The organism is Pedococcus ginsenosidimutans (assembly GCF_039544395.1).
In the GTDB taxonomy this organism is placed as follows: Bacteria; Actinomycetota; Actinomycetes; order Actinomycetales; family Dermatophilaceae; genus Pedococcus; species Pedococcus ginsenosidimutans.
On the sequence record NZ_BAABLO010000004.1, the window covers coordinates 397,537 to 413,990 of the forward strand.

The window sequence follows — 16,454 nt, forward strand, 5'->3', positions numbered from 1 at the left end:
GGACATCGCCCGTCCAGTCTGTTCAGGTTGCCGGGTCCCCGGGCCCTGCCACCTGCGCTCCGGCGCCGTACTGCCCCCCACCCCCCAGGAAGTCATGCGCTCACGCCTCCACCGTGCCTCCGCCCACGCCGTCCTGCGCCTGCTCGCGCTGGCCCTGACGGCGACCGCCCTCGTCGCCGTCGCCCCGAGGGCCGCCGAGGCAGCGGGCCTGGTGAGCGAGTGCAAGGCCTACTCGACCGCCTGCATCTCCTTCAGCGGGTATGCCGGGAAGTCGGTGTGGGGCTACCCCGTGAACTCCTCCGGCAACAACTGCGTCAACTACGTGGCCTACCGGTTGGCGCGCAACGGGGTGCGACAGGAGAGCGGGATGGGCAACGGCGGGCAGTGGGCCACCAGCGCCAAGTCGCGCGGCTACGTCGTCGACAAGACGCCGCGCACCGGCTCCATCGCCCAGTGGAACTACGGCAGCGCCTACGCGCCGAGCGCGGGACACGTCGGCTACGTCGAGGAGGTCACGTCGTCGTACATCGCCATCTCGGACTCCTCGTGGGGTGGCGGCTACTCCTCGCGCTGGCGCGTCTACAAGGGCGACCGCAACTGGCCGAGCAACTTCATCCACTTCAGGGACCAGGCCTACCAGCCGCCGAAGTCCGGCTCGTTCCTGCGCGTGCGGGAGACCAACGAGGTCTACCGGCTCGTCGGCTCGGCACCCATCTACACCTCGACGTGGACCGGCCTCGGGGGCACCCAGCCCACCCACCTCATCTCCTCGACGACCCTGGCCTCCATGCCGGCCCGGCTCGCCGAGGGCACCTTCATCCGCGGCGCGCAGCGCAACGAGGTCTACCGCGTGGTGGGCGGCGCACCGGTGTACGTCTATACGTGGACTCCGTTCGGCGGCGCGCAGGCGACGACGAAGGTCGACCAGTACGCCATCGACAAGGCCGGCACCGGCGGCCACTGGAACCACCTGCTCACCCGGCCCGCCGAGGGCACCCTGGTCAAGGGCGGCCAGCGCGGCGAGGTCTACAAGATCGCAGGCGGCGCACCGGTCGTCGTCACCAACTGGGACAACATCGGCGGCAAGCGGACCCCCATGACCGTCGACCAGTACGCGATCGACAAGGCAGGCAGCGCGACCCGCTACAACCACCTGTCGTACCGCCCGGTGGACGGGTCCTACGTCCGCGGCTACACGACCAAGAAGGTCTACCTGATGAAGGGCGGCGTCGCCCACTACGTCTACTCGTGGGACCAGGTCGGCGGGACCCCGCAACCCACGACCCTCGTGGACCAGGTCGCCGTCGACAAGGCGGGTACGTCGAGCCCGCTCTACTGGACCCACATCAAGGACAAGCTGGTCCTCTGAGCTGCAACTGGGTCAGCAGCTGGGTCAGCCGGCCCGGGTCAGCCGACTGCGGGGATGAGCAGCGTCTGACCGGCGTGGACGTCGGAGCCGGCCAGGTCGTTGGCGACCTGGATGCGGGCGACGGCGTCCGCCAGCGGGAGCTGCGGCAGCTGCGCCGCGGCGACCTCGGACAGCGTCTGGCCCGACTGCACGGTCGTCGCGTGGTCGATCACCGCGGCCGACGCGCCGCCGGAGAGCAGGCTGATCGCGAGCACCACTGCGGCCACCAGCACCGTGATGGTGACTGCCAGCCGCCCGGCCCGCGTGAGGCGCAGCGGCGCCGCGGGGCGGATGACGACGTCGTCACCCGTGGGCACGGAGACGAGCTGCGGGCGGGTCGGTCGCACCGGCATCCGCAAAGGTGCGGGGGTGACGTCCCAAGCGACTGCTGCACTCATCTGGTCCTCCGTGGTGGTCAATGTCTGGTGGCGGTTCGAACGGATGTGCGAACTACCTCTGGACTGATTTCTAGCACGCGTGTTCGAATGCGGCAAGACACGCGTCGAACACATGTTTGGCACAGGCGTTCGAACGCCATACGCTGTGTTCATGCCTCAAGCACATCAGAGGCCACTGACAACGCACCCGTACCACCGTCGCCGGACCTCTTCCAAGACCCCGGCTCACGGCACCTGACCTGCGGAAACGAGGAACCGGCATGAGCGAGGACAACGTCAAGGAGCTCCCCGACCGCGACCACGGCGACGGGCTCACCGTCCGCCAGCGCCGGGTCCTCGAGGTGATCCGCAACTCGGTGGACCGTCGCGGCTACCCGCCGAGCCTGCGCGAGATCGGCGAGGCCGTCGGGCTCACCTCGCCCAGCTCGGTGGCGCACCAGCTGTCCACCCTGGAGCGCAAGGGGTTCCTGCGGCGCGACCCCAACCGGCCCCGCGCCATCGAGGTCGTCTCCCCCGACTCCCCCGCCGACATGCGCGGCTACCGCGGCGGGGCCAGCGCCGACGACGAGACGGCCGTCTACGACGAGACCGGGGTCGGCGACCAGCGCCCGGAGGCCTCCTACGTCCCGGTCCTGGGTCGCATCGCCGCCGGTGTGCCGATCCTCGCCGAGGAGACCGTCGAGGACGTGTTCCCGCTCCCCCGCCAGATCGTCGGGGAGGGCCAGCTGTTCCTCCTGCAGGTCGTCGGTGAGTCGATGATCGACGCGGCGATCTGCGACGGCGACTGGGTCGTCGTGCGCCAGCAGCCCACCGCCGACAACGGCGACATCGTGGCCGCCATGCTCGACAACGAGGCCACCGTCAAGACGTTCAAGCGCAAGGACGGCAAGGTGTGGCTGATGCCGCACAACGAGGCGTTCGAGCCCATCGACGGCGACCACGCCACGATCCTGGGCAAGGTCACGGCGGTGCTGCGCCGGGTCTGAGCCTCACGCCGGTCACCTGCGTCAGATGCCTGCGCCAACGGGCAGCGTCAGTCGCCCAGCGTCTCGAGGTACCTGCTCAGGCGCTGGGTGATGTCGTCCGTGGCGCGGGCCTCGTCCCAGAGCTCCCACCACTCGTTGTCGTCCGGGCGCAGGGCCCGGTGCAGCGCCGAGGTGGCCAGGTCCTCGAGGCGCTCGTCGACCTCGAGCGGCTCCTCCTCGACCCAGCGGGGTACGTGGCGCTCGCGCGCGACGCTCTCGGGGTCGTCGCACGCGGCGACCACCACGGCGGCAGCGATGGCCTCGGCCATCTCCGGCGCCTCGATGTAGCCGTCCGAGCGGATCACACGAGCCATGGCCCGCTCCACGTGGGCGCGGCGCTCGTCGGGCCCTGCCTCCTCGAGCGTGTCGAGGAAGTCCAACGCGTCGTCGTTCTCGAACGGTCCCGTTCCGGCAGCTCCCATACCGGCCTCCCTGTGCCTCGGCTCGCACTGGTCCTTGAGCGGTGTGTCCTCTCGCTGGGGCCGGCTGGTGCCGGTCCCCTCGTCACCGAGAGTGCCAAGGGCTGCCACGAAACGCCAGTGGTCGTTCGGCTGAGGTGGCCATGGACCTTCGTTCGCCTCCGGCCGGGGCAGGCTACCCCAGGCGCTGGTACCAGGCGGTGTCGACGTAGCGGCCGAACTTGTGCCCCACCTCGCGCAGCACGCCCACCTGCTCGAACCCGTGCCGACGGTGCAGGGAGACGCTCGCGTCGTTGGGCAGGGCGATGACCGCGACCTGGGTGTGCACGTCAGGGAGCGCGTCGAGCCTGCCGAGCAACGCGGAGTACAGCTGCGTGGCGATGCCACGCCCCCTCGCGCCCTCCGCGAGGTAGACCGAGACCTCCTTGGTGCCGTCGTAGGCGGGCCGTGGGCGGAACGGTCCGGAGAAGGCGTACCCGAGCAGCTCGTCCCCATCCACGGCCACGAGGACGATGTCGCTCCCGGCGGCGCCCGCGACCTTCTCCCCGAGGTATGCCGCCCCACGTGGCTCGGTGTCGAACGTCGCCACCGAGGTGCGGGCCTGCTCGTCGTAGATCGACGCCATGGACGGGACGTCGGCGGCGACGGCATCGCGGACGGTGATCGCGGTGGCGGCCGGGCTCATATCGGCGATGCTAGGGGGATGACCGACCGGCAGCGCATGTGGGACGAGCGGTATGCAGCCAGCGACCGGGTCTGGAGCTCCGGACCCAACGCCGAGGTCGAGCGCATCGTCTCGCCCTTGCCACCGGGGCGGGCGCTGGACCTCGGCGCCGGCGAGGGCCGGCACGCCCTCTGGCTCGCGTCGCTGGGCTGGCGCGTGACGGCGGTCGACTTCTCGGCGGTGGGTCTCGGCAAGGGTGAGTCCGAGGCGACCCGACGCGGGCTCGCAGTCGACTGGGCGGTCGCCGACGCGCGTTCGTGGCAACCGTCGCCGGGCGTCCTCTACGACCTGGTGCTGGTCGCCTACCTCCACCTGCCCGAGGACGTGCTCGGGCGGTGCCGGCGCTGGCTCGCACCGGGTGGCGCCCTGGTCGTCGTCGGTCACGCGTTGCGCAACCTCACTGACGGCGTGGGCGGTCCCCAGGACCCGGCGCTGCTCCACACCCTCGACGAGCTGCGCGCCGCGTCAGAGGGCCTGCAGGTCGAGCGATGCGAGGAGCTGGTGCGGCACACCGAGGGCGGCGACGCGATCGATGCCGTGCTCGTCGCTAGGCGGCCAGCAGCCTGACGAGGTCGGTGAGGGTCGGGCCGAGCGGGGCGTCGAGCTGGATGGTCGCTTCGGCGTCGCCGCGCGTGGCTCCGCGGGTGATGATGACGACGGGTATCCCCCGCGCCGCCGCCCGTCGGACGAAGCGGTAGCCGCTCATCACCTTCAGGCTCGACCCGAGCACCAAGAGCACCTCGGCTTCTTCAGTGAGTCGAAAACAGTGCTCCACCAACGGTTTCGGCACCGACTCACCGAAGAAGACGACATCGGGCTTGAGGGTGTCCTGCCGGCAGACGAGACAGCGCGGGACGATGAAGTCGGCGACGTCGAGCTCGTTGAGGGCGATGTCGCCGTCGGGTCGGATCTCGTTGCTGGTCACCTCGAACGAGGGGTTGGTGGCCCGCATCCGCTCGTCGAGGTCCCAGCGGCTGGAGAGGTCGCCGCACGTCAGGCAGACGACTCGGGCCAGGGCGCCGTGCAGCTCGGTGACGTCGGTGGCGCCGGCCGCCTGGTGGAGGCCGTCGACGTTCTGCGTGATGACCGCGCCCAGACGTCCGGCTCGTTGGAGCTCGGCGACGGCCTCGTGCCCGGCGTTGGGCCGAGCGAGGTTGAACCGTTGCCAGCCGACGTAGCTGCGCGCCCAGTAGCGCTGGCGAGCCTGTGAGGAGCCGACGAACTCCGAGTACTGCATGGGCGTCACGCGTCGCTTGCCGTCAGGGCCGCGGTAGTCCGGGATGCCGGACTCGGTGGAGATGCCGGCACCGGTGAGCGTCAGCACGCGGCGGCGTTCGAGGAGGTCCGCCACCGCCGCCAGCGCTGCCGGGCTGCTGGCTCCGTCGAGGTGGTAGCCGCCCTGCGCTGGATGCGCCTGCGTCACGTCGGTCACCCCCACAGGTTACGTGGGGGCTGCGAGGGTGGCTCGGCGAGCCGACCCCGGCGGCGCCGGGCTCCTGTCAGTGGCTCACCAGGCGCGCCTTGGCCTCCTGCACCTCCAGCGTGGTGACCGGCTCGTCCTGCAGGTCGGCGACGGTGTTGATGTCGACCCACTCGCCACCGTTGACGCGGTACTGGCCGGTGAGCTGGGAGTCGACCGACACCTGGGCAGCGCGCTGCGCCTTGGCATACGTGTGCTTGATGGCGCCGTCGGGGTAGACGCCGCCAGCGTCGGTCACCGCACCGCTCGAACTGCCGTCGCCGTAGCGGAACGTGTAGGAGCGTGGCGCGATCTTGAACTCGACCGACCACGACAAGAGCTTGACCGGCTGGCTGACCTCCCCCGGCTGGAGTCCGTTGTCGTCAGGCCAGGTGGCGCGGTAGTAGGTGGGCAGGTTCACCAGGGTCACGTTGTCGGCCGGCTGGATGGACACCCGCGGCTTGGAGAACGGCAGCTGCTTGAAGGCCGTCTGGATCTGGCCCATCGTCGGCACGGCCGGTGCGGGCACCCCCGGTGGCGCATTGTCGAGCCCACACATCGTGCGGATCGTCGTCCACTCTCCACCGGCTCGGCGGCTCTGAACCCAGAACAGGATCTCGTCGGACGGCGGAGTGCGGTAGGAGCATGCCGTCATGGCGTACGAGCAGTTGGTGGCCTGGCCTCCAACAGTGTCGGAGATCCGCTTCGGCGCACAAGCCGGAACGATTCGGTACTCGACTCGTGGCGCCTCACTTCGGCTAGCCGGCTTGGCGACGACCTCTTTCGACTTCGGTCTTCCAGACGGGCACGTCTTCGCAGTTGCCGCCGCAGCCGCGTTCGACATCTGACCTCCCAGAAGCCCAGTACCGCATGCGTAGCCGGCAGCGGAGGATGGCGCCGGGGAACCAAGCCAGATACACGAAACGAGGAGGGTCGCCGAGATCACGGGTCTCATCAGCGACATCACAACCCCTTGAAGCTATCGACGAGCCAGCGGTTTTCCTGCCAGACGACACTTGTAGACCAGGTAAAGACTCCGGACTTTGAAGTACGTAGGACGTCGCCGTTCCCATTTAGGACGCGAACAGGCCTCTCCTTGCCAGCAACTTCCACGACCTGCGCGGCCGCGTTGCCAGACACCCAGGTCACGAGCTTGATGTCGAACGATGAGCGCTCGGCACGTTCTCCCTTAGTGCGCATGGTCTGAACCACTTCGAACAATCCCCTGCAGTCGGCACACGAGTCTGTGGAGAGAGATCGAATTCGTGATGAGTCCACCGCCACCAGCGACTGACCTACCTGAGTCCAGTAGTACTTCGCGAAGGCTTCGGCTCCGGCGGCTGTGCGCTTGGTCGCTGCGGCGGGTACCTGCACCTCCGGTGCAGCAGTGGACGTCGTCGACTGAGTCGGCGTCGACGAGGATGAAGACGGCGTGGCGCTCCCCACGCTCGTCGTCCCTGAACCGTCGGGTGGTGCCTCGTCTCCCCCGCTGCACCCGGCAACCAGCCCCAACGCCACTACCCCCGCAGCCGCCACGACGGCCTTCGAGAGTCCAGCTCCCCCACGCATGTGTATCCCCCTTGCTCTCACCGGCACAGCCCGTCCCTGAGCACGACGACGGTACCGATTCTACGGAATACCCGCATTTGCGGGCATTCGTCATCCACAGACAGCCACCCCCGGCCAGCCGAGACGCGTGCTCGGACGCCACGCGACTCATCACCGTTGAGACAACATCTAGGCCTACCGATAACCAGCGGTTATGCTTTGGACCATGATCGACGCTGCTGGCCTCCGCGTGATGAAGGCGATCTCCGACGAGGGGAGCTTCACCGGCGCGGCCTTGTCCTTGGGCTACTCGCAGCCTGCGATCTCGCAGATGGTGCGGCGGCTCGAGCAGCGCACCGGCACCGTCCTCGTCGAGCGCGTGGGCCGTAACGTCCGCCTCACCGAGGCCGGCCAGGTCCTCGCGCGCCACGCGGTGGCGGTCCTCTCCGCGCTCGACGCAGCCGAGGAGGAGGTCGCCGCGATCGCGGGTTTGCGCGCCGGGCGCGTGCGGCTGATGGCGTTTCCCTCGAGCTCCGCGACGCTCGTCCCCCGCGCGCTCGCCCTGGTCAAGCAGCGCTTCCCCGACGTGCAGGTCACCTTCACCGAGGCCGAGCCGCCCGAGTCGCTGGCTGCACTCAAGGCTGGTGAGTGCGACCTCGCGGTCGCCTTCGCCTACGAGGGCACCGACGTGGGGCGCGGCGAGGAGGACATGGACCTCTTCGTGACGCACAAGCTCCTCGATGACGAAGTGCGCCTCGCCCTCCCGCGCTCCCACCCGCTCGCCGACCGGGAGAGCCTCGAGCTCTCCGCGCTCGCGCAGGAGAACTGGATCGCCGGCTGTCCTCGCTGTCGAGGGCACCTGCTGCAGATGTGCGCCAACGAGGGCTTCTCCCCGCACGTGGGCTTCGAGACCGAGGACTACGTCGCCGTGCTCGGCCTGGTCGCCGAGGGTCTCGGTGTGGCGCTCATCCCGGACCTCATCCTCCGCACGGCCCACCACCACGACGTCGTCACCCTCCCCATGACGCCCGCCTCCCGCCGCACCATCAGCGTCGTCACGACGGCCGACCTCCAGAGGGTGCCTGCGGTGCAGGCCACCATCGAGGCCCTCTGCGAGGCGGCAAAGGCCACGCCCCGGGTGCTCGCCAGCAACTGAGCACGACGCCGGTGCGCCCGCTGCCACTGGTCCGAGGCCAGCAGTTCGCCTGACCGTTCGGCCGACAGCCCGCCTCTGCTCGACGAAGCTCACCGCCGGCGCCACGTCACACCCACGTCCTGGTCCTGCGCGACGACCGCCACGTCTCCGCGCTGGTCGGTGCGGAACACGGCATACCTGTTGCGGCGCAACACCTCCAGCGCCTTCGGTGAGGGGTGCCCGTAGTCGTTGTCCTTGCCGACGCTGATCACTGCCACTGGTGCGGCCACCTCCGCGAGCAGGTCCTCGTCGAGGTTGCCTGACCCGTGGTGGGCGACCTTGACCACGTCGAACCGGCCGGCCTCCGCACGCATCTCCGGGTCGCGCCGCAGCTCCAGCAGCACCGCGTGCGCCGCCTCGTGCTCCACGTCGCCGAGCAGCAGCAGGTCGACCGGCCCCGAACGCACGGCCATGACCACGCTGGCGTTGTTGGGGACCGACCCGCTGGAGATGCGCCGCTGCGGCCACCAGACGTCCGCCGTGACGCCGGGCCAGGCCAGGTGGTCGCCCGCGGAGACCTCCCGGACAGGTACGCCGCGAGCCTTCGTCCAGCCCTGCACCTCCTGCCACTGGTAGTCGGGTTCGTGCACCGGCGTGGTCAGCACCTCACGGACCTCCCGCCCGGAGAGGGCACCGGGGAGGCCGTCGACGTGGTCGGCGTGCAGGTGGGTCAGGACGACCGAGTCGAGGACGCCGACGTGGAGCCGGCGCAGGCACGCGTTGATGGCGGACGGGTCGGGCCCGGCGTCGACGAGCACCCCGTGACCGGGTCGGGTCGCGAGCACCAGCCCATCGCCCTGCCCGACGTCGCAGGCCACGAACCGCCACCCGGGAGCCGGCCACGTCGCGGAGGACGTGGGCGCCGCCGCAGCAACGACGAGCAGACAGGCGCACAGGGAGGCCACCGGCCGCACCCGTACGCGGTGCGCCCACCACCGGCCGGAGGTGATGACGAACACCGTGATGGCGGTGAGCAGGAGCGCACCCGGCGCCCCGTCGGGCCAGGGCATCGTGCCTCCCGGGAGCGTGGCGCAGGAGCGCGCAACCCACGCGATCCCGAGCGCCGGCAACGCCCCCACCCAGCACAGGGCCGTCGCACCCCACGGCCACACCGGCGCCACCACGGCGGCCGCGACACCCGACACCGTCGCCGGCGCCACCATCGGTGCTGCCAGGAGGTTCGCCAGCACCCCGACCACGGAGACGCTCCCCTGCAGGAGGACGACCACGGGTGCGCACATCGCCTGCGCCGCAACGGGTATGGCAAGGGCAGGGCCCCACGACCGGATCCTGGCGGGTAGCCGGCGGCCGATGGCTTCACCCCACGTGCGCGTGAACAACAGCAGCCCCAGCGTCGCGAGGGTCGACAGCGCGAAGCCGAACGACCGGCTCAGCCACGGGTCGACGACCAGGAGCACGACGACCGCCGCAGACAGCACGGGGATGCCCGCAGCCCGCCGAGACCTGCTGAGTCCGATGAGGCCGATCGCTCCCATCGTCGCCGCCCTGACGACACTCGGCTCCGGGCGTGCGAGCACCACGAAGCCGGCCAGCACCACGACTGCCACGACGGGGCGCCACCGCCGTCGGACGCCGAGCAGGGCCGCCCCGCCGAGGGCGAACGCGAGGATGATCGCCACGTTGCTCCCCGAGACAGCAGCCAGATGTGTCATCCCCGTGGCCAGCATCGCGTCGTTGAGCTCGGTAGGGGTCCGGCTCGTGTCACCGATCACCAGCGCCGGCAGGAGGCCTCGCGCGTCTGCGGGCAGGGGCGAGGCCGCCGCGCGCAGACCTGCCCGGAGGTGTTCGGCGCCGCGGGCCACCCAACCCGGGCGCGACGTCGTGACCGGCTCGCCCGAGGGACGGACCACGGCCACGACGTCATCACCGGCCTCCGCCACGACCAGCTTTCCGCGCACCTCGATCCCTGACCGCCACGCTACGGTCCGCCACCGCTCGTCTCCGACGACCAGGACAGGGGCGGACACCGTGGAGGCGGCGCCTCGGCCCACCACACGACGCACGTCCATGCGGAAGCGCACGGTGACCCCGTCGCGCCCCGCCTGGGTGAGCACCACCGGGTCGCTCGCGACGATGCCGCGGAGGGTGACCACCGCATGGCCACGGGCCAGCTCCTCGATCGGCCCCGCCTGGCGCACGGCCCGGTGACCCGCCGTCGCCAGCAGGACCAGGGCCACCGTGCCGGCGGACAGGGCCACGACGACGCGCAGGTCGCGCGGTGCGGCCGGACCACTGCGGGTACCGCGTCCGGCCGCGACCGCGACGACCGTCTGGACCAGGGCGACCGTGGCGAGGACCACCAGGACCAGCGGTTCCAGGGCGAGGCTGGCAGCTGACACTGCCCACGCGACGAGCGCAGGGACCAGCAGTCGCAGGTCGAGCACGGCGGACCCGCGGCTGGTCGGATCGCTGTCGGCCCGGCTCGATGAGACGACGGGCACAGGAGTGCCGCGGGACATCAGACGCTCACCTTCGGCTGGAGCTCGGCGAAGATCTTCTCCCCGATGCCGCTCACCTCACCGAGCTCGTCGACGGAGGCAAAGCGCCCGTGCTCCGTGCGCCAGTCGACGATGCGCTGCGCCAGGACAGGGCCCACCCCGGGGAGCTCCTCGAGCTGCGCGGCGGTGGCGGTGTTGAGGTCGAGCTTGCCGCCGGCGCCCACTCCCCCGGCGGCACCGGGACCGCCCGCAGGGCCGGACCCTCCCGAGCTGGGGACGCCTCCACCGGCGGCGCCCTGCGGGGTGACCGCCTCACCCGGCCTCGGTATGCGGACCTGCTCGCCGTCAGCAAGGACGCGGGCGAGGTTGACCGACGCCAGGTCGGCCCCCTTGAGCGCGCCACCGGCCTTGGCCACCGCGTCCGCGACGCGGGCACCCGCCGGCAGCCGGAAGACGCCGGGGCTCTTGACCTGGCCCACCACGTGCACCGTGACGCCACCCGTCGGCACTGCCCCGGCGCCCACCGGCGGCCCGCCCCCTCCCGAGTCGGTCGAGGACGACGCGAACGTCGAGCCGCCGGACGAGTGGCTGACCAGGGCGGAGCCCGACTGCGCTGGAGCCACCACGTGCGGCGCGCTCGCAGCGCGCGCCCACGCGACGCGGACGCCGAAGCCGGCCGCTGCCACGACCACCACCACGAGCAGTCCCACGACAGCGGCGCGGGGGCCGCCGAGACGGGCACCGACCAGCGACGACGGCAGGGTCAGCAGCCTCGGACCGGGCGGCACCGGCCGACGGTGGCGGCCGGACCGCGTGCGGGGACCGTCACCGGAGCCGCTCCCCGGTCGCAGGACCGGTGCGTCGCCCCGAGCAGCGGGAGCCGGCGTGGCGACCGCGTCCGCACCCTCGATCCACTCCCGCGCGGGTTGCCAGGGGACGACGTCGGTGTCCAGCGCACCCGCTCTCCCTGCAGGCGCGGACGGCAGGGCCTCGGCCCCCGTGCGCGGTGCATGCGGCGTTCGCACCGTCGGACCGGGACCCTCGAGCAGGGCGCGGACGCGGGGTGAGGGCTCGGGCGGGCGGCGACGCAACGGCATACGGGCACGCTAGGAAGGGGCGACGCCGGGATCGACGCCACCGTGGGCAGCTGTGGACGGGCCTCCCTGGCCGCCGTGCCTGTGGACGGGCGAAGGCGACGTACGCAGCCCGACCAACCCGTGGGGAAGCGCCCGCCGAACCCGTGGAGAAGCGCCGGTCGAACCCGGGCAGATGCGCCGGTCGAGCAGGAGACGACCACCCCGGCCTCAGGCCGTCGAGGAGCTCCCGCGCCGAGCCGAGATCCAGAGCTCGATGTTGCGCCGGTGGCGGTAGATCACGAGCAGCGCCACGACGACGCACCACGCACCGGTGTCACGTGACCCGACGGGCAGCCACCGGAACCACGAGAGCAGCCCCAGGACGAGCAGCAGCAGGCACGCCGACACCGACGCCCCGGCGACCCACCGCAGCCGCCAGACCAGCAGCACGAAGACCACGACCATCACGAGCGCGAACCACGGCTCCACCGCGAGGATCGCGCCGAGCGAGGTGGCCACACCCTTGCCGCCCTGGCCCTTGAGGAACGGCGACCAGATGTGGCCCAGCACCACCGCCAGCCCCACGAAGAGCGCCGTGACGGTGCCGAACAGGTGCTGCGCGAGGACCACCGGCAGCAGGCCCTTGAGGACGTCGAGCACCCCGACGACGACACCCCAGCGGGGGCCGAGGACGCGTCCGGCGTTCGTGGCACCGGGGTTGCCCGAACCTGCGTGGCGCAGGTCCTTGCCGAGGATCCTTGCCAGGATGGTGGCCGGGTTGACCGCTCCCACCACGAACGCGACAGCCGACGCCACGGGCACCTCGGCCAGCTCCCAGAACGACTCGTGCCCGGCGCCCATCCCGGACCTCAGGCTGTCCGGGGCGACACGGCGACGGCGAGGGTCCCCGGCCCGACGTGGGCACCGACCACGGCCCCGAGCTCGACGACCACCACCTCGTGGGCGGTGGGTACGCGTTCGCGCAGCCGGGCGGCGAGGTCCTCGGCGCGGGTGGCCGAGTCGAGGTGGTGGACGGCGATGTCCACCCCGTGCTCCATACCCTCCGCGGCGGTGACGGCGATCTCCTCCAGCCTGGCCAGCGCGCGTGCGGAGGTGCGCACCTTCTCCAGGGGCCGGATGTGGCCGTCGGCGAGCTCGAGGATCGGCTTGATGGCCAGGGCGGACCCGAGGAAGGCTGAGGCCGAGCCGATCCGGCCACCCCGTCGCAGGTGCTCCAACGTGTCGACGTAGAAGACCACCTTGGATCCGACCGAGCGCGAGAGCACTACTCCTGCAACGTCTTCCGCCGAGGCACCCTTTGCAGCGGCTTCGGCGCCGGACACCACTCCGTAACCCATCGCCATACCCAGCGAACGCGAGTCGACGACCGTCACGGGCACCGGCGACTGCTGGGCGGCGAGGTGGGCAGACTCCACGGTGGAGGACATGTCGGCCGAGATGTGGACCGACACGATCGCGTCGGCCTGCGCCGCGGCAGCCTTCTCGTAGGCCTCGAGGAAGGCCTGCGGCGAGGGTCGCGACGTCGACACCGGCCGGAAGGACCGCAACGCCACCGCCACCTCGGCGGTCGAGACGTCGACCCCTTCGCTGAACTCCGTGCCGCCGATCACGACGTGCAACGGCACCACCTGGATGCCGTGGTCGGCCACGAAGGACTGCGGCAGGTAGGCCGTGGAGTCGGTGACGATGGCGACGTTCACCATCGCAGGCTACAGAGGCACCACGTTGACGAGCTTCGGGGCACGCACGATGACGGTTCGGATCCCGCCCTCCGTGGCCGCCTGGACCTTCGGCAGCGCCAGCACCTGCTCGCGCAGCGCGTCCTCGCTGATTTCGGCAGGCACCTCGAGGCGGTCGCGGACCTTGCCCTTGACCTGCACGACGCACGTCACGGTGTCCTCGACGAGCAGCGCCGGGTCGGCGACGGGGAACGGCGCGTAGGTGATCGTCTCGTCGTGGCCGAGCCGGGACCACAGCTCCTCGGCGATGTGCGGGGCGAGCGGCGCGACCATGACGACGAGCTTCTCGGCGGCCTCGCGGGGTACGGCGTCGAGCTTGGTGAGCGCGTTGTTGAGCTCGATCAACCGCGCGATCGCGGTGTTGAACCCCAACGTCGGGAAGTCCCGCGACACGGCATCGATCGTCTTGTGCAGCGCCCTGGCCGTCGCGTCGTCCAGGGGCGCCTCGACGACCCGCACCTCACCGGTCTCCTCGTCGACGACGTTGCGCCACAACCGCTGCAGGAACCGCTGCGCTCCGACGACGGCCCGCGTCTCCCAGGGCTTGCTCAGCTCGAGCGGCCCCATCGACATCTCGTAGACGCGCAGGGTGTCGGCGCCGTACTGCTCGCACATCTCGTCCGGGCTGACGACGTTCTTCAGCGACTTGCCGATCTTGCCGAACTCACGGGTGACCGGCTGGCCCTGCCACGTGTAGGTCGGCTCGCCGCCGGCGGGGTCCGCGACCTCGACGACCTCGGACGCCTCGACGGGCTGGCCGCGGTGGTCCCGGAAGGCGGGCGCCTGGATGTAGCCCTGCGAGAAGTACTTCCGGAAGGGCTCCTCGCTGCTGAGGTGGCCCAGGTCGTGCAGGACCTTGTGCCAGAAGCGGGCGTAGAGCAGGTGCAGGACCGCGTGCTCGACGCCGCCGATGTAGAGGTCGACGCCACCGGGGTCCTTGGCCCCCTCCGGCGCGCCGGCGACCGGCGTGGCCTGCGGCCCCATCCAGTACGCCTCGTTGCCCGGGTCGACGAACGCGTCGTGGTTGGCGGGGTCGAGGTAGCGCAGGTAGTACCAGCACGACCCCGCCCAGTTGGGCATGGTGTTGGTCTCACGGCGGAACTTGCGCACGCCGCGACCGTCGCCGAGGTCGAGCTCGACGTCGACCCACTCCTGCACCCGGCCGAGCGGCGGCTCGGGCTGCGAGGAGGAGTCGTCGGGGTCGAAGGTCTTGGGAGAGTAGTCAGGGACGTCCGGGAGCTCGACCGGCAGCATCGAGTCCGGGACCGCGTGGGCGACGCCGTCCTCGTCGAAGACGATCGGGAACGGCTCGCCCCAGTAGCGCTGCCGGCTGAACAGCCAGTCGCGCAGCTTGTAGCTGACCGTGCCCTCGCCGAACCCCTTGGCCGACAGCCACTCGATGATCGTCGCCTTGGCCTCGGCGACGGGGAGGCCGTCGAGCGACACCTCGTCGTTGGAGGAGTTGATCGCAGCGCCCTCGCCGGTGAACGCCTGGTCCTCCGGGTGGCCCTCGGACGGCTGCACCGTCCGGACCACCGGCAGCTCGTACTTCGCCGCGAAGTCCCAGTCGCGCTCATCCTGCGCCGGCACGGCCATGATCGCCCCGGTGCCGTAGCCCATGAGCACGTAGTCGGCGACGAAGACGGGCACCTGCGTGCCGGTGACCGGGTTGGTGGCGAACGCACCGGTGAAGACACCGGTCTTGTCCTTGCCCTCGGTCTGCCGCTCGAGCTCGCTCTTGCGCGAGGCCGCCAGGCGGTATGCCGCGACGGCAGCCTGCGGTGACGCCTCGCCGCCCGTCCAGGCCGGGGTGGTGCCCTCGGGCCAGCCACCGGTCGGCACCAGGGTGTCCACGAGCGGGTGCTCGGGCGCCAGGACCATGAAGGTCGCGCCGAACAGCGTGTCGGGACGCGTCGTGAAGACCTCGATGGAGGCGTCGTGGCCCACCACCGGGAACGCGACCCGCGCGCCCTGGCTGCGACCGATCCAGTTGCGCTGCATGGCCTTGACCTTGTCGGGCCAGTCCACGCGGTCCAGGTCGTCGGCGAGGCGGTCGGCGTAGGCGGTGATCCGCATCATCCACTGGCGCAGGTTGGTCTTGAAGACCGGGAAGTTGCCGCGCTCGGACCGCCCGTCGTTGGTGACCTCCTCGTTGGACAGCACGGTGCCCAGGCCGGGCGCCCAGTTGACCGGGGCCTCGGAGGTGTAGGCCAGGCGGAAGTCGTCGAGGACGGCGGACTGCTCGGCAGCGCTCAGCGAGGCCCAGTCGGCACCGCCGGGCACCGGGCGCTCACCGGCGGCGAACTGCTGCACCAGCTCCTCGATCGGCCGGGCGCGCCCCACTCCCCCGTCGGGGCGCACGGCCTCGGGGTCGTACCAGGCGTTGAAGATCTGCGTGAAGATCCACTGCGTCCAGGTGTAGTAGTCGGGGTCGATCGTCGCGATGGTGCGGCGGTCGTCGTGGCCGAGCCCCAGCCTGCGCAGCTGGCGCTTCATGACGACCATGTTGGCCTCGGTGGTCTTGCGCGGGTGCTGGCCGGTCTGCACCGCGTACTGCTCGGCGGGCAGGCCGAAGGCGTCGTAGCCCAGGCAGTGCAGGACGTTCTTACCGGTCATGCGGTGGTAGCGCGCGAACACATCGGTGGCGATGTAGCCGAGGGGGTGCCCGACGTGCAGGCCCGCCCCGCTCGGGTAGGGGAACATGTCGAGGACGAGGAGCTTCTCGCGGTCGCCGACCTTCTCGGGCTCGGCCCAGGGACCGGCCGGGTTGGGCGCGTGGAAGGTGCCCTCCTCCTGCCAGCGGTCCTGCCAGGCCAGCTCGATCTGCTGGGCCATCTGGGCGGTGTAGCGGTGCGGCGTCTCGCTCATGGTGTCCTCGGGTCGTCGTGCGTCGTGGCCAACGGTGGCTGCTCTTGGCTGCGGGTCCGCGGGCCGGGGCTGCTCATGACAAAGCCCCTCGCGCAGGAGGGGCTGGCCGCGGCGG

15 protein-coding genes are annotated in these 16,454 nt (G+C 71.1%); 4 read left to right on the forward strand and 11 right to left on the reverse strand.

Going from position 1 to position 16,454, the window contains the following annotated elements; all coding sequences use genetic code 11:
• The first annotated feature begins 94 nt into the window (after positions 1–94).
• Positions 95–1,369 (forward strand): CHAP domain-containing protein, encoded by a 1,275-nt coding sequence (locus tag ABEA42_RS06595; protein ID WP_345501997.1) that lies wholly within the window; start codon positions 95–97, stop codon positions 1,367–1,369.
• A gap of 38 nt (positions 1,370–1,407) precedes the next feature.
• Here the strand turns inward: ABEA42_RS06595 and ABEA42_RS06600 are convergent, their stop codons facing one another.
• Entirely contained in the window at positions 1,408–1,806 is a 399-nt protein-coding gene (locus tag ABEA42_RS06600; protein WP_345501999.1) for a LysM peptidoglycan-binding domain-containing protein, read from the reverse strand.
• Between the two features lie 260 nt (positions 1,807–2,066).
• Here ABEA42_RS06600 and lexA point away from each other — a divergent pair, with 260 nt between their 5' ends.
• The gene (lexA, locus tag ABEA42_RS06605; RefSeq protein ID WP_345502001.1) at positions 2,067–2,792 is read left to right on the forward strand and encodes a transcriptional repressor LexA; all 726 of its coding nucleotides are present in this window, start codon (positions 2,067–2,069) and stop codon (positions 2,790–2,792) included.
• A gap of 47 nt (positions 2,793–2,839) precedes the next feature.
• On the opposite strand, the gene ABEA42_RS06610 is transcribed toward lexA, so the two are convergent.
• Both ABEA42_RS06610 and ABEA42_RS06615 read right to left on the reverse strand, forming a co-directional pair.
• On the reverse strand, positions 2,840–3,253 hold the full coding sequence (locus ABEA42_RS06610; RefSeq protein ID WP_345502003.1) for a DUF4259 domain-containing protein: 414 nt from the start codon (positions 3,251–3,253) through the stop codon (positions 2,840–2,842).
• Between the two features lie 172 nt (positions 3,254–3,425).
• A complete protein-coding gene (locus tag ABEA42_RS06615) occupies positions 3,426–3,935 on the reverse strand; it encodes a GNAT family N-acetyltransferase (protein ID WP_345502004.1) in 510 nt (169 codons plus the stop codon).
• Between the two features lie 18 nt (positions 3,936–3,953).
• On the opposite strand from ABEA42_RS06615, the gene ABEA42_RS06620 reads away from it, so the two are divergent.
• On the forward strand, positions 3,954–4,541 hold the full coding sequence (locus ABEA42_RS06620) for a class I SAM-dependent methyltransferase (RefSeq protein WP_345502006.1): 588 nt from the start codon (positions 3,954–3,956) through the stop codon (positions 4,539–4,541).
• On the opposite strand, the gene ABEA42_RS06625 is transcribed toward ABEA42_RS06620, so the two are convergent.
• The 3 genes from ABEA42_RS06625 to ABEA42_RS06635 all read right to left on the reverse strand — a co-directional run bounded on the left by ABEA42_RS06625 (position 4,522) and on the right by ABEA42_RS06635 (position 6,879).
• Positions 4,522–5,397, reverse strand: coding sequence for an NAD-dependent protein deacetylase (locus ABEA42_RS06625; protein ID WP_425572028.1), 876 nt, complete (start codon positions 5,395–5,397; stop codon positions 4,522–4,524). The genes ABEA42_RS06620 and ABEA42_RS06625 overlap by 20 nt on opposite strands.
• Positions 5,398–5,473: 76 nt before the next feature.
• Entirely contained in the window at positions 5,474–5,992 is a 519-nt protein-coding gene (locus ABEA42_RS06630; RefSeq protein ID WP_345502007.1) for a hypothetical protein, read from the reverse strand.
• Between the two features lie 404 nt (positions 5,993–6,396).
• Entirely contained in the window at positions 6,397–6,879 is a 483-nt protein-coding gene (locus tag ABEA42_RS06635; protein ID WP_345502008.1) for a DUF6318 family protein, read from the reverse strand.
• Positions 6,880–7,207: 328 nt separating this feature from the next.
• Between ABEA42_RS06635 and ABEA42_RS06640 the strand changes: the two genes are divergently transcribed.
• Positions 7,208–8,137, forward strand: a complete 930-nt coding sequence (locus ABEA42_RS06640; RefSeq protein WP_345502009.1) for a LysR family transcriptional regulator — start codon at positions 7,208–7,210, stop codon at positions 8,135–8,137.
• 89 nt (positions 8,138–8,226) lie between these two features.
• On the opposite strand, the gene ABEA42_RS06645 is transcribed toward ABEA42_RS06640, so the two are convergent.
• From ABEA42_RS06645 to leuS, 5 genes are all read right to left on the reverse strand, one after another.
• On the reverse strand, positions 8,227–10,581 hold the full coding sequence (locus ABEA42_RS06645) for a ComEC/Rec2 family competence protein (protein WP_345502011.1): 2,355 nt from the start codon (positions 10,579–10,581) through the stop codon (positions 8,227–8,229).
• A 74-nt stretch (positions 10,582–10,655) separates the two neighbouring features.
• Positions 10,656–11,423: a helix-hairpin-helix domain-containing protein gene (locus ABEA42_RS06650; protein WP_345502012.1), complete on the reverse strand. Its 768-nt coding sequence runs from the start codon at positions 11,421–11,423 to the stop codon at positions 10,656–10,658.
• A 516-nt stretch (positions 11,424–11,939) separates the two neighbouring features.
• Positions 11,940–12,572: a glycerol-3-phosphate 1-O-acyltransferase PlsY gene (gene plsY, locus ABEA42_RS06655; RefSeq protein ID WP_345502013.1), complete on the reverse strand. Its 633-nt coding sequence runs from the start codon at positions 12,570–12,572 to the stop codon at positions 11,940–11,942.
• Positions 12,573–12,580: 8 nt separating this feature from the next.
• Complete coding sequence (locus ABEA42_RS06660; RefSeq protein WP_345502014.1) at positions 12,581–13,432, reverse strand: DegV family protein; 852 nt, start codon at positions 13,430–13,432, stop codon at positions 12,581–12,583.
• A gap of 9 nt (positions 13,433–13,441) precedes the next feature.
• Complete coding sequence (leuS, locus tag ABEA42_RS06665; protein WP_345502016.1) at positions 13,442–16,339, reverse strand: leucine--tRNA ligase; 2,898 nt, start codon at positions 16,337–16,339, stop codon at positions 13,442–13,444.
• Positions 16,340–16,454 lie beyond the last annotated feature (115 nt).

Bases quoted from the DNA above. Each gene is read 5' to 3' on its own strand.
- ABEA42_RS06595 (WP_345501997.1), top strand. From the start codon at position 95: ATGCGCTCACGCCTCCACCGTGCCTCCGCCCACGCCGTCCTGCGCCTG.
- ABEA42_RS06600 (WP_345501999.1), bottom strand. From the start codon at position 1,806: ATGAGTGCAGCAGTCGCTTGGGACGTCACCCCCGCACCTTTGCGGATG.
- lexA (WP_345502001.1), top strand. From the start codon at position 2,067: ATGAGCGAGGACAACGTCAAGGAGCTCCCCGACCGCGACCACGGCGAC.
- ABEA42_RS06610 (WP_345502003.1), bottom strand. From the start codon at position 3,253: ATGGGAGCTGCCGGAACGGGACCGTTCGAGAACGACGACGCGTTGGAC.
- ABEA42_RS06615 (WP_345502004.1), bottom strand. From the start codon at position 3,935: ATGAGCCCGGCCGCCACCGCGATCACCGTCCGCGATGCCGTCGCCGCC.
- ABEA42_RS06620 (WP_345502006.1), top strand. From the start codon at position 3,954: ATGACCGACCGGCAGCGCATGTGGGACGAGCGGTATGCAGCCAGCGAC.
- ABEA42_RS06630 (WP_345502007.1), bottom strand. From the start codon at position 5,992: ATGTGTGGGCTCGACAATGCGCCACCGGGGGTGCCCGCACCGGCCGTG.
- ABEA42_RS06640 (WP_345502009.1), top strand. From the start codon at position 7,208: ATGATCGACGCTGCTGGCCTCCGCGTGATGAAGGCGATCTCCGACGAG.
- plsY (WP_345502013.1), bottom strand. From the start codon at position 12,572: ATGGGCGCCGGGCACGAGTCGTTCTGGGAGCTGGCCGAGGTGCCCGTG.
- leuS (WP_345502016.1), bottom strand. From the start codon at position 16,339: ATGAGCGAGACGCCGCACCGCTACACCGCCCAGATGGCCCAGCAGATC.